The organism is Bacillus sp. FJAT-27445 (assembly GCF_001510665.1).
In the GTDB taxonomy this organism is placed as follows: domain Bacteria; phylum Bacillota; class Bacilli; order Bacillales; family Cytobacillaceae; genus Bacillus_D.
Genome location: NZ_LMTI01000006.1, coordinates 216,516 through 231,091, shown reverse-complemented (window position 1 = coordinate 231,091; position 14,576 = coordinate 216,516). Strand labels below are relative to the sequence as shown.

The window sequence follows — 14,576 nt, the reverse complement described above, 5'->3', positions numbered from 1 at the left end:
TACCTCATTCCTATTGTGGAATTGTCATAATCCCCAACGCTACAAGAATATTTGCGATAATCCCGACAAGAATTGCACCAACCGGTCCTACGGCCATGCGCACAATCGGACGGCCGGCAGCCTCATTCAACAAGTAAGTGCCAGCGATGAAGAAGAAGCCAAATCCCGGGGCAATGGCATTGGCTGCATTGGCGCCACCGATTAACAGTGCTACTTCAAGCAGTTTTGTCATCGCGCTACGGATGTTTTCTCCAGAGTTGCGGATGCCAGGGTATTTATCCAAAAATCTCGCAATACTAGACAAAAGCATGACTTCTAGGAAAATAACAATTACCCCAGCAATTAACGCTACCCAAACATTCGGTGAGAACAAGCCGACAACAAATATGAGGGTGAAGCCAACCGGGCTGTATACACCCGTCGCAATTGCCGTACTCGCTATAAGCGGAATGAATCCAAGAGCCCGCGCGGCAGCTGCAATACCCGCATCAGTCGCTTTGCCATCAGCTAACAGATTGAGGGAAATAGGATCGCCAGCCATGATGGCCAAGTTCGTTGCGGCTGCAATTAAGCCTCCAATTATCATAAAGAAAACAACGTTCTTTCGAATTTTAGCTACCTTGTCACTGAAGATGGCTGCCAGGTCGATTGAAGTGCCATCCTCTTTCTTTTCTTTCATTGCAAAAACTAGAAGGAATATCATACCTGTAATAAGAGCCATACCTTCCTGGTTAAGAGTGACGGTTGTATCAGAGAAGGTCAAAAATTTATTTTCATTTACAAAAACAGCCAATTGGCGGACAAGTGCAGAAACGAGGAACGTTAAGAGACCTTTTTTTACAGTGAACTGAAAAGCGACTGCTAGTGCGGGGAATGCCATAAACGTAACGACAACCGGCGCACCAACCTGGCCCATGGCCGGCAAAAAGTTCAGGGGAAGTTTTTCAAAGAGCTTTACGAAACCCTCAAGCCCAACGAGCAAACCGGCGCCATAAGCACCGCCAATGATAGCTGCTACAGGGGTTCCCCACTTGTTCTTCGGGGTCATCAGCCCGATAATGTCAGTCCCAAGCAGGATACTGTGAATCAGAATAATACTGGCCGTTAATGTGAAGGGTATCCCAAAGCCAATTACCAGGCCGAAACTCATAGCAAATGCGGTGAATGCTAGGTCTCTTCTTGTTAGCCGGCCCTCTGTATGTTCCGAAACAATTGGGCGGAGTCCATCGTTAAACACCGCGATATTCATATTCGCCAAAACAGCAGCAACAGCACCGATTAAGACAATTAACGTCATTTCCATCGTATTTCCCCCCTATTAAATGTAGGTTTACGCCTTATTTTTTGTTGCTGATAGAATCATTGGAACTGCCTGCTCTTTATGGTCAGCCGTAAAGCCAAATGCTACCTTTCCTTCATTAACTGCTTGAGTCACATTAGCCTCCACGGGCCTTTTTCCTGGCATTGAGACCGTTTCACATTTCGGTTTTCCCAAGAGTGCAATAGCCATAGCCAATGCACCGCCGCCACCTGTATGGCAGGCGCCAAGATAATAATCAGCCTGGCCGGTTTTGACTGCCATTGCAGCCTCGAGATCGGATTTAACCATTGTCGTTATGCTGCCATCAAGGTCTTTTACTAAACTTTCAATCTCCCTTTTATCCACCTGGCCGCCAATTACAATTTTCATTCCATCACTCTCCTATTTTGGTTTTGCAAAAAGACAGTCGTATAGTGAAGCAACAAATAATCTATTTCTTCTGGTGGCAATGGTTTTCCGTGAATTGTTTCTATGTAACGAATTTCTTCCATTGCTTCATCAAACCATTCTGATTGTTTTACCTCTGCCATTAGTTCAGGCATTGGCCCTTTTATCTCTTCACCCCTTTCAATTCTAGTAATCGCTGTCGGTAAATGTGTAAACAACATTTCGGAGTTCTCAATTTTCTCAGCGCCCAAACGCCTTTGCAGCTGACTGAATGCATCCAGGCAAATCTTCGCCGACCTTTCTGTCACAACTTCAGAAACTGTTAAAATAGCAAGTCTTTCTTCAAGACCCTGGATATCCATATTAACCTCCAAAATACTGTATTTAGTATATTTGTTACAAAGGAAAACAGTTCTCTTAGTAATGAGGATACTTTTTCCCTTCAATAACGAGACGCTGAATATGAATGACATTCTCTATCCTTATGGACTGAATCCGCTCTTTGATTTCATTCCGGATAGACTCAACTATCACAACAGCCGTAGTTGCCTTGGCTGCCAGTTCTTTTGCCTCTTTGGATGTAAAATCTGATGAAGGAAAAGTTTGAAGAGTATTTTCTTCATCTGCATTCCAAACAGCTGCATCAATCGTGCCTTTTTTAAGCATCGAAAAAAGCTGCATATAACCTGATTCAATTAACTCAACCTGTTTGCCTTTACACTCGCGCAAAGTGATTTCTGCCTGATCAACAGAGGAGTAATCAATTCCCACTCTCATTCCGTCTTTAATTGAGTCGAACCCCTCATTTGAAAAAAAGATTTTGTGGGAAGAAACATATGATTCTGCTCCAAAGTCTTTTATAATTTCAAGACCATCAAATCGCCTGACTGCTTCCTCAGCCGCCAATAAAGACATGATTGAAAAATCATATCGGCGGGATTTTAAGGCTTCAATCCGGGGCACTGACCCTCGCATGTATGCGAGGCCCACTTTAACATTTAAACTTTGGAGTTCCTCAATTAGTCCGGTAGCCAGTCCTTCATACCTTCTGGAATATGGAAGCGGCATTACACCAATGATTGGCCCGATTCCCGCAATTTCATAGAGCAAATTTACATCCCTTTTTCGCAAGAATGTCCCTAAATGCCCACGAGATTCCAATTGGATGGCATGTAAATCTTCCAGCACTTTTATTGCCCCTTGTACTGTCCCTCTTCCCAAGTCCAGCTTTTCAGTAAAGTCACTGACCCGTGGAATGCGCTTCCCTTCCTCAATTTCCAACAATTCTTTTGCAATGTACCTGGCTGCCAGGCCATTTTTAGAACATAAACTTTCCCAAATCCGAGACATTTCATCACAACCTTAACCTTATGCAATATACAATATTCTGTATATTATAAATATAGCGCTTACAAAATAATTTAACAAGAACTATTTTTAGTATAATTGGCAGGATCACCTCTACATTCTAAAAAATTGAACTTGTTAGTAAATCACTTGACGGGTTTACTTCTAAGGTGCAAACTTTGTATAAATAAAGGAAAGTACTTACTCTAACGGTGCGTTTAGTACAATAAAGATACAATCAATTTAAGGGGGAAGGTTGAACTAACAAGCAGTTATGCTTAATAAGCATAATTACAAAATACTATTAATTTAAAGTTAAGGAGAGGAACAATGTTAATATCAAGTGGAGAATTAGCAAAGCGTTTCAAGGTTTCAGTTAGGACCATTAGATATTACGATCAAATCGGCGTTGTTCGTCCATCAAAACTAGGCGAGGGAGGTAAACGTTTCTATTCTGTAGAGGACTGCTTAAATTTTGAAAAAGTTATTCTACTTAAATCCCTTGCTCTTCCACTCGATGAAATAAAAAGGATTATAAAAGACCAATCGACAGAGACCATTCTAATAGCTCATAAATCATATTTGAAAGAGCAATTATTTAACATACAAACATCGATTGCACATACAACTTCTTTGCTTCACATTCTTAAATTAGAAGGTACGATTCATTGGGAAGACCTTATCTCACTAGTAGTCCCACCAGAACAGAATAGAACCTGGAGCTCGTTTTTCTCTATAGAAGAACAAGAGAAATTATATGAGACTCTACCGAAATTAGAAAAGGATAATTTATCCGTAAAAAAATGGATTAATCTGGTTAAACGGATTGAATTATGCATACTGGAAGATACCTCCCCAGGATCTGAACAGGCTAAGCTTATTATAGAAGACATGGAGATTCTTTCTGAGGAAACGTTTCAAGGGGATCAAAACCTTTTGACAAAGTTTTGGGAGGTACGTCGATCTCAAGAATCTTCAAATGAACTAAATCTATATCCAATAAAGCAGGAAATTATAGATTTTATCGAAGAGGCTTATGCAATCATCCAAGGGCAGTAAGGATGACGGCAATTCCATTAAATATTCCATGTATTATTATTGCCGGAACGATAGAACCTGACTTTTCATACGTCCATGCAAATATAAGACCAGAAACCAAATTTATTGGTAATGTATTGAAGGTTGGAATGTGAACTATCATAAAAATAAATGAACTACCTAATATGCTTATAGGTATTCCAAATTTGCTACGTAAGAATCGATAAAGGAACCCTCGGTAAAATATTTCTTCATATAACGGCGAAATAATTGCTGCAGATACAAATCCAATCAAAAAGTTAAGTAGGGTCATTCTTGACTGTAGGCTATCAGTCTTACTATTCTCCGGCCCAACACCTAAAAGAATCTCCATGACAACAACCATTGCGATGCTTATTACAATTAATACAAATGTCCATCCAATAATTGCTTTCCAATAATTTGTAGAAAATCTTACTAAACCGACTTCCTTCCAACTAAGGTTATTTGGCCTTAGTGCAATAAAATACAGTCCAAACATAAAGATAATTGACATTATAAGTCCTATCAATGTTCCTGAATAAAGATCATTTTGTAATACAGATAACAAATATTCCTTTAACTGATACTCTATAAAGATTGGAACTATCACTAACACCAATATAAGTAGTTTGACTAGTTCTTTCCATGTCCACGGCGATTTGAGAAAGTACATTTCACGATTATTCATTTAATTACCCCCTTAATTTAAAGAGTAAAAGATGACGTTACGTAACCTGCAAGCATTTTTTACTGATTTCTTACGAAAACTAAATTCTAAATCCTTCTCATGAAAATGTTTCCAATAAAATAATCAACTCACTTCTTAACTTTGTCAAGAATTACACTTAACGGTGCTTTAGTGAAATAAAATAGTAAAAAAGTGGCTTAGAGTCGATGAACTCTAAGCCTTTTTAACTGTGAAATATACTGCGATTTGTGTTAAGAAATTACTTTCCTGATACGATGAGTCCGAATTGGGCTAGCAATGCGCTGCCGATGTAGGTGCCGGTGAAGACGAAGACGGCGACGATGGCGACTTTCCAGGAGGTTTTCCTTAAGTCCACTAGTTGGTCGACGACTGAGATTCCCGCAAAGGTCAGGATTGGTGTTGTAATGGATAGGAAGTCGACTGCACCGATTGCCTTTATGAACCAGTCTGAGACAGAGCAGAAAACAAGCGACGTAATCGCGACCCAGCCGAGGACCGGGAAGTCCTTAATGAATCCTACGGGAGCCTTTTTCGCAAAATCGGAAATCAGGATGCCAATGAAGGAAAACATCCACAATACAATCAATCCGTAAATGGTCAAAACTGAAATCGGCGTTGACGCCGGGTTTTTTATCAGTTTGATTTGCTGGGTGAATAAGATCAGCCCGATGCTGAGCAATAAAATCAGTCCGAATTTTACATATTTATTTAATCCAGCGGCCATTATTTTTCACCCCTTACAAATAGACGGTACATGAAGCGCTGCAGCGGAACGGCAAGGAAGACCATTGTGAACGTCCCGAGGAAGCTGGTCAAAAGCTGGCTCGCGGATGCGTATGCCAAAATAGTGCTTTGCAATTCTGGCATCCTTGCGACTAGGCTCGAGGACGATGCTGTCATCATGCTTGCCGAGCCCATGCCCGAAGCAATCGCGAGTGCCTCGACGCGGAAGCCAAGGTCAAGCAGGATCGGCGCCAGGATGCTGAAGAAAATCGCGCCAAACAGCGTGCCAATGATATAGAGCGACAATACCCCGCGCCCTTCAGGTGACTCAAGCGTATATTTTTCGGTAATATACGCAAGCTCTCCTTCACGGCCAAGCCCGAGAGTCGAACCAATGGCTTCTCGCCGTAGACCGAGAAACAGCGCAACCGGCAGCCCAAGAATGACTGTCCCCAAATTCCCAAGCTCCTGGATAAGAAAAATCCAGCCAAGCTTAAGAATTTCCTGCAGATGCGGCGCAACATCCGCCCCATATCTCGCCATTAACGGAAGCATGATGAATATCAAATACTTGCTGGAAAACAGGACATTCTCCCGGCTGTAGATATTCTTTAAAATTCCCTTTCGAAACACAGGCATCCCCAAAACCATTGTAATCAGGATGGCAAACACTAGCGGCAATAGGCCGATTTTGAAAGTTCCAATCGTAATTGCCTGGAAACCAATAAATTCAGCGGCAGTGATGACAAGCAGGACAAATACGAGTAAATAAATAAATTTCGATTTCATAGTCAGCCTCTCCTGTTGTGGTTAGTTTTATTAAAGGTCAGGGATTGGGGTTTAGGTGCCACGGCCGACTGGATTTGCCATCCAACGGCCCGGTAACATATCCAGTCCCCTATTCCAAAATCGTCGCTAGCAATTTTTCGTAGTCCGCGAAGGAACGCTTGTACAGCTTCCCGCGGTCAATTTTCCCGTCCATTTCCTCGAGTACCTGGGCCATGAACCTTGGGAACACCTCAAAAATGTATTCCGGATCGATATCTATAAAATCATCGCCATGGATCGTACCGGTAAATCCGCTGTACCCGACCTGGATGCACGGGAACAGGTAGGAAAGGTCCCCGATATCGCCGGCAGCACTGATTGGATTGTTGTTTTTGATCGCGGCAATTTCATCGTTTTTTTCAAATGCGCTAATGACGAACTCGTTCAAGTAGCGGTCCTGGACGAAAGGCAGGTAACCCATTTGCGTTTCAATCTCGACTTCCCCCTGAAGCGCGCGGGCACTGCCGATCGCCGCGTCATCCATCCGCTTGACGACCTCTTTCATGTAGTCAACCGATTGGGTCCTAACATCGCTGCCCACTGTAATCTGATTCGGGATGACATTGGTGGACATGTCGGATTCCATCACAATCGGATTAATCCGCACCATTTCATCGTCCCTGAGCTGCTGGCGGCTAAGTCCCAGTGCCACATTAAAAAGTGTGGACATGCTATAAGCATTTTTAGCCGAAAAAGGATCGAACCCGGCATGGGTCGCCTTACCTTTGAATATGTATTTTTTGTATAAAAAGCCGGCCAGGTCGCAGTTGACTTCAATCGTTCGCTCCGGGAATTCGCCGCCCATCGCATGGACACAAATTCCAAGGTCAATATCATCGAACACGCCCAGCTTCATCGCTTCCGGCTTGCCGCCGTAATAACTGATTGTCTTATCAGCTACAAGTTTTGCGCGATACGCCAGGTCGAGGTATTCCTCGGCTGGAACGAACACGAACGTTATTTTGAAATCGTAATTTTTGTACGCTTCCGTCTGGTAAAGGTAGCTGTACAGCGCGAGCGCAATGCCAACCTGTGTGTAGTGTCCGCAGTTGTGGGCCGCGCCGGTTTCCGGATTTGACCACTTGTGGCTTGGCGCATAGACGGCGTCCAGCTCGGCAATGAACGCAATGTTCAGGCCAGTTTGGGTTCCTAGCGAGGTTTTCAGGCCAGTGGTACTGAATTCCTCAATCTCAATGTCGGGATTGATTTTCTGCAAAAAATCCCTGACGGTCATTTTCGTTTCGAACTCCTTGTAGCCTAGCTCGGGGTTCTGGAAGATCTTTTTCGACAGCTCCGCGATATCCTGATATTGCTTTTTGAATAACATTTCACAAACGCCCCCGTTCACTCGTGGAGTATAATTATTTATTACTACAATATCTTAGTCAAACATAGACATGCCGTCAATACGAATATTTTGGTTTTTAGAATAAAAATCGTTTGTATTTAGGTTAGCATTTTCCAGTCAGCCAACAAGAAAAACCCAATGTATAGCGCAAAACAACAATAGTCAATCAATTCAAAATTGGTAAAAAACACAGGTCGTAAACGTAGAAAAATAATTTTTTATTTACTAAAATAGTTTACCCCTCCAAGCAATCTTGCATGACAGAGATGAACATCCAGGCACCGAATCGGGGAAAAGCATGTCGGAATGGGCCTGGCATCTGATGAATGAAAAAGGCTGCTGAGCATTTTGCTTCAGCAGCCTTTTTCTATTGTTTGTACTCTAGTTGGTTTCCCGGATTGGGTCGATGACGATGCTGTCCTGGACGGGGGTATCGTTCCCGCCAGTGTCAACATAGATCGGTGAATTTTCGTAATTGATTTGGACGTATTCGTATTTTCCGGTTTTATTTGCACCGTTGGAAATTATTTTGTTCGCAATGATTGAGCCGGTAAACGTAGCGTCTAAGTCTACAGTTGCACTTGGTGCATAAATCATCCTTGGATAAAGAATCGGACTTCCGCTTAGCTTGATCCCCGATGTTCCCCCGGTGATGATGTGTCCCTGCACTCCCGTCGTAACACTTACTGCCAAATTGGCATTTTTTGATAGTTGCAAATCATTCGCGTACATCGAACCGTAAATTAAACCGTTGTCCAGCGACGTCCCCGGACCTTTCAAAAATAAATAAAGCTTGCTCAAATCCTTGCCCGTATTAATCACTGAGCCACTACCCAGCTTAATATTTTCAGCAAATATGGACAGTTTTCCTTTTCCGATAATGGTAATTTGTCCATTTTGTTGGATATCCAAATTCTGTACAACAAGATTGCGGTTATAATCACCCACATCGATGGTCAACGGGGTTAAACTATTCACCGAAAATGTTTTGAACACCATATCCCGATTCATTTTTAATAGATTACCTGAAAAATTAACGGCAGTGTTAGGCACCGAAAAGCCCGGGAATGGTGGAAGGTTGACGGGCGTTTTGGCATCGTATTTTACTTTACTATCACTAATATTTACTTCATTACCATTAATTTTTACATTTCCGCTTTCCTTTGTAGCATTGGTAGCGATACTCCCGTCGATGGGGGTGTTTGAAATTACAATGCTATCTTTTCCGAAAAGGACGGTGTCCGCCGGGATGTTTACAACACTCTTCGGCTTCCATGATACGTGGACAACCCTTGAAACCGTCCTCTTCCGGTTATTAATCATTCCGGTAGAAGTAATTTTATAGTCCATTGTATAGGAAATGATTGTATCGCTAGCCAGCTTTTCTATCTTCACTTTCGCGACCGGCTTATCACCGAATGACTCCTCGAAATCTGTATAGGATTTCTCCACGCCAAGTTCAAGGGCCGAATCGATTCCACTAAAAAAACTATCCCGTGTCGCTGCATTCTTATATACCGCTCTGATAGCCGGACTCATCTCGTTCAATCTGGCCGTCGCACCCGCTTCCGCAATGTAATAAGCGGACTGGTAGCTGCGCTCGACCGTGCCCATCCTCATATTGTTCGCCGCCATCGCCATCATGCTGAGCCCCATAATAACAATAACAACCAAAACAAGCAGAACCAACACCATTGCCATGCCCTTTTCATTTTTTAAAATTGCCTTTGCTTGTCTCACGGTCTCACTCATTTCCGGTTAGCTTTCCTATTTTCGGATATAAATCGTCGTTGATAACGTTGTCTGTGGATTGTTCGGAGTGTTGTTTGCGGACATTGATATCGTAACTTTATTGTCAGTCATTTGGATTTTGAAATCCTTGAGGCTGGTAATGATCGGATGACCATTTTTTGTAACATTTCCGTTTTCAAGTTTATAAATGTCTGTATCATTAATCGTCAGGACATTGCTGTTTACGTTCACGCTTGATGCCTTCCTGATCTCTTTTGTGATAATATTCAGACCAAGGCGGACATCGGCTTGATTTTGAACTTGCGCGGTTTGATTGATGGCCTGTTTTTGTCCAAAAAGGAAAACCGAGCTGCCAAGCAGAAGGATAAGTGAGAGGAGCGCAACACCTGCCAGCACCTCTGCCAAAGACATGCCTTTCTGATTTTTCAGCATGTTGAAGCCTCCTATTGGTTCCAGGTTAGTAAAGTTTCCATTTGTGCTTCCTTAACGGCTTTAGTAGAATCCTTATACACTTTCACCTTAACTTTGGCCAATTCTTTCGAGCTTACTGAATTGGTTATCTGGATGAAAGTGTAATGTCCGCCGCCAGTTTTTTCAAAACACTTGCTGTCGGTTGGACAATCTCTCGTTGTTGGTGTATAGCCATAAGGGGCATCTTTCAGTGATTTCTCCGCGCTATCGAGCGAAGGTACCGTCGAAATCACGTTGTAAACAGTCTCCATATGCGCTTCAGCCACATACGTTGCATCAATCATGTTTTTTGAAAAAGTATTGGAACGCGAAGATTGAGCAAACATAGGTAGCATGGAAACGATGATAATAGTGAGAATCATCATCGCAGCCAATATTTCTATCAATGAAAACCCTTGCTGTGATTTTAGAATAGAAGATAGTTTCATAGTTTATTTTCCTTTGCAAAAAATAACTAAATATAACAATGTGTGACATTTTCCTCTTATTAAATCTATTTTATCAGTACGGAGCCATACAAACAATTCCCTGATGTGAAAAAACAGCGGCGGTACCTTGAAAGATACATGAGGGCAAACGGGATATCTGGAGAGGTTTTTAGGATCCGCCAAACTAAGGCATTACTTAGAAAAAAAAAGCAGACCAGGATTAACTCCCAATCTGCTTTTTCAAATGTCTATCTAGTAGTGATAGGCACTTTTTTATAGTGATTTTATTGGTGTTTCAAATTCAAAGGTTTTGCCGCTTTGTGTTTTTACGGTGGTGATTGTTTTGCTGTTGTCGAGCCACATGCCGAATTTGAAATTGACGCTGAAGCCCCAGCTTGAGTATGGATTGATGGTTGTTCCAATTCCGGCTGCTTCGAGTTCAGACGCCGTATACGTTGTGTAGAGCTTGCCTTTTTCGTAAAGCTCGACCTTTTCGACGGTGACAGCCTGTTCGTCACGGCTGTACACATTGATCGACAGCGACTGGATGACGGTGTTGATGAGCACCGATGGATAGCTGTTCAGCACAAGCTGCGGCCTGTCGCTCACAGTGATAACCGTGCTCGCGCTTTTCCCGTCTGCTGTTGCTGTGATGGTCGCCGTTCCTTCCGCGACACCTGTCACAAGCCCGTTTTCATCGACGAGCGACACACCCGCGTCCGAAGTCTCCCAAACAACAGTCTTGTTCGTCGCATTCGCCGGCGATACAACCGCGCTCAACTGCTTCGTGCCGCCAATTTTCACAGTCGCGCTCTGTGGCAATCCGACCGAGGAAACTTTCACAACATACGTCACAGCCTTGGCAAGTTCTGCCGTAGTGTTGCCTGCCGCGTCCGCAGCTGCAACAACAATCCGGTTCGCACCTTCTGCCAAAGTAATTTCCTTTGTAAAATGTCCTTCCGAATCAACCGCTGCCGCTTCTCCGTTTACGGTAACCGATGCGCCAGCTTCCACAGTTCCATTGACCACATAGGCACCCTCGTAAACTGTTTCATCCGCCACATCGAACGTAACCGCTGGTGGCGTAGTGTCAACTGTAAACGTTGCCGTGGCCGATGAGGTTAACCCGTCATGCTCGGCGGTAACAGTCAATTCGTACTTGCCTTCTTCAAGGATTTCCGTGCCGAGCGTGTAGCCGCTCACTTCCACCCCGTCCTTTTTTAGGACAGCCGTGTACTTCACGCCTTCCACAGCATTAACCGCTGGGGTCGCCGACTTCACAACCTCGCCGCCAATCCCGGTTAAAACCGGAGTTTCCGGAGCCACTAGTGCTTCAAGCACCAATGTAGCAGCATTTACAGCTTCACCGCTGCCAAGCTTTACTCCATAAATGATTTCCTGCTTCACAGTCGTCCGCTCCACCTTTGGGACCGCAACGACTAACTTGTTCCCTTCAACTGTTATCGCGTCACCCGCAAGCTCGATGGCCTGGCCATTTTTTACAAAAATAAGGTCTTTAGGCACTTCGGTTACTTGCTTATCCAGCGAAACGGTTACAGTTCCGTTCACTGCTGCCACGCCTGTCACAACCGCCGGGCGCACTGCCTCGTATTTCGGCATGATCACATCGGCTTGCTCGGTCAGCTTAGCCTTGAATGTGCCGCTGACCTTTGGCAGGTACTGGTTCACCTGGCCAGCCGCATCTTTCGCGTCAGCGAGTTCCGAATCTGCGAGCCCTCCGTCAAGCAGCTTGTTGAGCTGGTCAAGCTTCATGGCAACGGAAACATCGTATACCATGCTGTCGCGGAGATCTTGTGCCTCTTGCTTGTAAGTTTTGAAGAGGTTCCGCGTCGTCAAGCCGTATACACGGTAAATGATGACGGTCCGCGCCTTCAGCTGGTAAGAAATTTCGTGGTAGGACTCCTGGACGCCATCAAGGTCTCCGGCATTGATGCTCTTCTGCAGCGCTGCCGTATTCGCCTGGATGTTTTTGACCGTGTAGTTGTACGCGTCAATGTACGGGATGACCCGTTCGGTGATGTACGTTTTGTAGTTCGTATCCAATTTTAAAAGCAGGGACGCCTTTTGCGTTCCGCCGCTTTTCACAACAGCTGCCCTGGCGCTCGCATATGCCGCTTTGGCCGCGTTGTATTGCTTGTAAACATCATTGATGTTGGCGAATTTTCCAGTCGCCGTCACATCACTGTACTGGTGGTAGGCTTTTTGCATTTGTACGATAGCCCTGTCCACCGTTGTCACATTGCTGGTCGCCGCATTCGCCGTTAGAGGAGCCACAAGCAACAGCAAGGACATGAATAAAATTGAAATCTTTCTCATTATGTAAAACCCCCTTTTCAAACTAAATTATATAAATATATTAATTAGTTTGAAATGGGAAAGAATTCCCTCAATCTCAGTAACTTCCTTCTAGGATGAAAAAGTTATATTACTAAACTTTTAAAAGGGGCAAACTTTTTCGTGGCTCAATTCCAGTTCGCCTCCAAATATCGCCACATCAGCCTGTGGTGAGGGTACAGCTTGCGCGGGATATCAGCAAGAGTATGTATTTGCTCATCCTCCTCATCTTTACGCCCATAAAGGTAAAAAGTTCCATCCAGCGGGATGTCTTTCTGGAATTTATAGAGTGCGACGACGTATTTTTCCTCGTCATCCTCTTCCATGTCCTCCGGCTTGATCTCGTTATAATTCTTCAACGCTGCGAGGCTGTCCCGGATTTGAACGGCTACATGGGGACTGCCTTCCTGTGGGTAAAAGACGATCGTTGTGATAAGTGTAAGTAGAATTGTCACAGGCCAAACTAGTTTGTTTCTGCCGAGGGCGGTTCCTTTTCGGATGAAGTAAATTGCCGCACCTACAAGTGAAACGTTTATGCAAAGAATCCAAGGGATAGCAATAATGCGTGCAAGGCCGGTATACGGGAACAGCCTTATGAATAATTCGATTAAGATGAACGTCGGCAGGATTGCCGCAATCCCCTTTAAAACGGCTTTTTGTCCGCCGCTGAGCTCCTTCGTTTTTACCATTAGCCAGTAAACCACCTTATTAATAGAGTAAAGGCTAGGATGACAAACGCCAGTACCGCTATATTAAAAAGAATCTGTTTCCAGCCGCCGCGGAAAAATTCACCCGGCGAACCGGTAAAACCATGCCGCATTCCCTCATTGAAGGTATAGCCGGGGTCCTTCCTCATCTCCTTCTCAAGACGTTCCCTTTCCTTTTCAGACATTTGGATCCCTCCAATAATCCCATTTTGTTCCATTGTATACTATCGCCGTCCAGTCGAGTAGATTGAGTTTTCCGCAAGTCTTCCGGCAGCCGAATTATTTTTACAACGTTTCGTTATTTTCCACAATTCCCAAACATAATTTGGTAACAACCAAATAAAAAATGCTAGGAGGAACAAATATGGATTTTTATCAATTCCTCGTCCTTATTCACGTAATTGCCGCGATAGTCGGAATCGGAGCCACCTTTGCCTTGCCAGCAATCGCCAAAAAGCCGAAAACCCCCATGCAAGCGCAATTTACCTTCGGCGTCCTGGACGGAATCGAGAAAATAGCCAAAATTGGCAGCATCACCCTCCTGCTGACCGGACTCATCTTGGGCGCTCTGGAGCCGAAACTTTTCAAGGAATTCTGGTACATCGCCTCCATCGTCATCTATATTGCCGTCCAGCCAATTGTCGCCGGCATCCTCCCGAAAAAAATCAAGCAGCAAAAGCAAATCCTCGACGCGCACAAAGGAGACGGCCTGCCCGAAGCCTACCTCACCATCGCCCGGCAAATGGACCGCCTCAACCAAATCACACACGCCGCCGCCATCATCCTTATCATCCTCATGGTCACCAAGCCCTTTTAATTCTTTTGGAAAATGGGCCCATGCGACAAGTAATTTCCCACGCCAGGGGGTGGCGCTTTGATAGTTCGAAGAGAATTCTCCGTAAAGAAGATGAACTGATTTATTTGGCGCTCCGGTACTACGACAGGAGCCTGCAAAAACGCAGAAGCCAGGCGAACCCTGGCTTCTATTTTCTATTAAGTTGAAGATCAGGTTAACGAAGGGCCAGTTTTAAGCTGGATTTTCGGAGAAGCCGTTTTGATCCGAATAAATCGCTCCAACCAGGGAAATCCCTCCTCATGAGTGATAGAATTTTGCAATGATTCTGTTACTTAAAGACCAGTC

The 14,576-nt window shown here is 44.2% G+C and carries 16 protein-coding genes; 2 read left to right on the top strand and 14 right to left on the bottom strand.

Annotation, left to right across the window (positions count from 1 at the left end):
* Nucleotides 1–10 precede the first annotated feature (10 nt).
* From AR337_RS18550 to yhfZ, 4 genes are read right to left on the bottom strand one after another with little or no spacing between them, the layout of a single operon-like run.
* Nucleotides 11–1,303, bottom strand: coding sequence for a YhfT family protein (locus AR337_RS18550; protein ID WP_059173523.1), 1,293 nt, complete (start codon nucleotides 1,301–1,303; stop codon nucleotides 11–13).
* Nucleotides 1,304–1,330: 27 nt separating this feature from the next.
* Nucleotides 1,331–1,690 carry a DUF2620 domain-containing protein gene (locus AR337_RS18545; RefSeq protein WP_059173522.1) on the bottom strand — a complete coding sequence of 120 codons (360 nt, stop codon included), beginning with the start codon at nucleotides 1,688–1,690 and terminating at the stop codon, nucleotides 1,331–1,333.
* Nucleotides 1,687–2,070 carry a PRD domain-containing protein gene (locus AR337_RS18540; protein ID WP_059173521.1) on the bottom strand — a complete coding sequence of 128 codons (384 nt, stop codon included), beginning with the start codon at nucleotides 2,068–2,070 and terminating at the stop codon, nucleotides 1,687–1,689. The genes AR337_RS18545 and AR337_RS18540 overlap by 4 nt, the downstream gene beginning before the upstream one ends.
* Before the next feature lie 55 nt (nucleotides 2,071–2,125).
* The gene (gene yhfZ / locus AR337_RS18535; RefSeq protein WP_059173520.1) at nucleotides 2,126–3,058 is read right to left on the bottom strand and encodes a GntR family transcriptional regulator YhfZ; all 933 of its coding nucleotides are present in this window, start codon (nucleotides 3,056–3,058) and stop codon (nucleotides 2,126–2,128) included.
* Nucleotides 3,059–3,385: 327 nt separating this feature from the next.
* Between yhfZ and AR337_RS18530 the strand changes: the two genes are divergently transcribed.
* Complete coding sequence (locus AR337_RS18530) at nucleotides 3,386–4,114, top strand: MerR family transcriptional regulator (protein WP_059173519.1); 729 nt, start codon at nucleotides 3,386–3,388, stop codon at nucleotides 4,112–4,114.
* On the opposite strand, the gene AR337_RS18525 is transcribed toward AR337_RS18530, so the two are convergent.
* From AR337_RS18525 to AR337_RS18480, 10 genes are all read right to left on the bottom strand, one after another.
* A complete protein-coding gene (locus tag AR337_RS18525; RefSeq protein WP_059173518.1) occupies nucleotides 4,098–4,802 on the bottom strand; it encodes a CPBP family intramembrane glutamic endopeptidase in 705 nt (234 codons plus the stop codon). The two genes, AR337_RS18530 and AR337_RS18525, sit on opposite strands and share 17 nt — an antisense overlap.
* 259 nt (nucleotides 4,803–5,061) lie before the next feature.
* Nucleotides 5,062–5,547, bottom strand: a complete 486-nt coding sequence (locus tag AR337_RS18520; RefSeq protein ID WP_059173517.1) for a hypothetical protein — start codon at nucleotides 5,545–5,547, stop codon at nucleotides 5,062–5,064.
* Entirely contained in the window at nucleotides 5,547–6,335 is a 789-nt protein-coding gene (locus AR337_RS18515) for a DUF3100 domain-containing protein (RefSeq protein ID WP_059173516.1), read from the bottom strand. Before AR337_RS18515 ends, AR337_RS18520 begins: the two co-directional genes overlap by 1 nt.
* 109 nt (nucleotides 6,336–6,444) lie before the next feature.
* A complete protein-coding gene (locus AR337_RS18510) occupies nucleotides 6,445–7,701 on the bottom strand; it encodes a M20/M25/M40 family metallo-hydrolase (RefSeq protein ID WP_059173515.1) in 1,257 nt (418 codons plus the stop codon).
* 402 nt (nucleotides 7,702–8,103) lie between these two features.
* Nucleotides 8,104–9,474 (bottom strand): PilX N-terminal domain-containing pilus assembly protein, encoded by a 1,371-nt coding sequence (locus AR337_RS18505; protein ID WP_059173514.1) that lies wholly within the window; start codon nucleotides 9,472–9,474, stop codon nucleotides 8,104–8,106.
* Between the two features lie 15 nt (nucleotides 9,475–9,489).
* Nucleotides 9,490–9,906: a PilW family protein gene (locus tag AR337_RS18500; protein WP_059173513.1), complete on the bottom strand. Its 417-nt coding sequence runs from the start codon at nucleotides 9,904–9,906 to the stop codon at nucleotides 9,490–9,492.
* Nucleotides 9,907–9,917: 11 nt separating this feature from the next.
* Nucleotides 9,918–10,373, bottom strand: coding sequence for a type II secretion system protein (locus AR337_RS18495; RefSeq protein WP_059173512.1), 456 nt, complete (start codon nucleotides 10,371–10,373; stop codon nucleotides 9,918–9,920).
* Between the two features lie 273 nt (nucleotides 10,374–10,646).
* A complete protein-coding gene (locus AR337_RS18490; protein ID WP_059173511.1) occupies nucleotides 10,647–12,710 on the bottom strand; it encodes an Ig-like domain-containing protein in 2,064 nt (687 codons plus the stop codon).
* A 146-nt stretch (nucleotides 12,711–12,856) separates the two neighbouring features.
* Nucleotides 12,857–13,417, bottom strand: coding sequence for a hypothetical protein (locus tag AR337_RS18485; RefSeq protein WP_059173510.1), 561 nt, complete (start codon nucleotides 13,415–13,417; stop codon nucleotides 12,857–12,859).
* Nucleotides 13,417–13,620 carry a hypothetical protein gene (locus AR337_RS18480; protein WP_059173509.1) on the bottom strand — a complete coding sequence of 68 codons (204 nt, stop codon included), beginning with the start codon at nucleotides 13,618–13,620 and terminating at the stop codon, nucleotides 13,417–13,419. Before AR337_RS18480 ends, AR337_RS18485 begins: the two co-directional genes overlap by 1 nt.
* A 179-nt stretch (nucleotides 13,621–13,799) precedes the next feature.
* On the opposite strand from AR337_RS18480, the gene AR337_RS18475 reads away from it, so the two are divergent.
* A complete protein-coding gene (locus AR337_RS18475) occupies nucleotides 13,800–14,252 on the top strand; it encodes a DUF2269 family protein (RefSeq protein WP_059173508.1) in 453 nt (150 codons plus the stop codon).
* Nucleotides 14,253–14,576 lie beyond the last annotated feature (324 nt).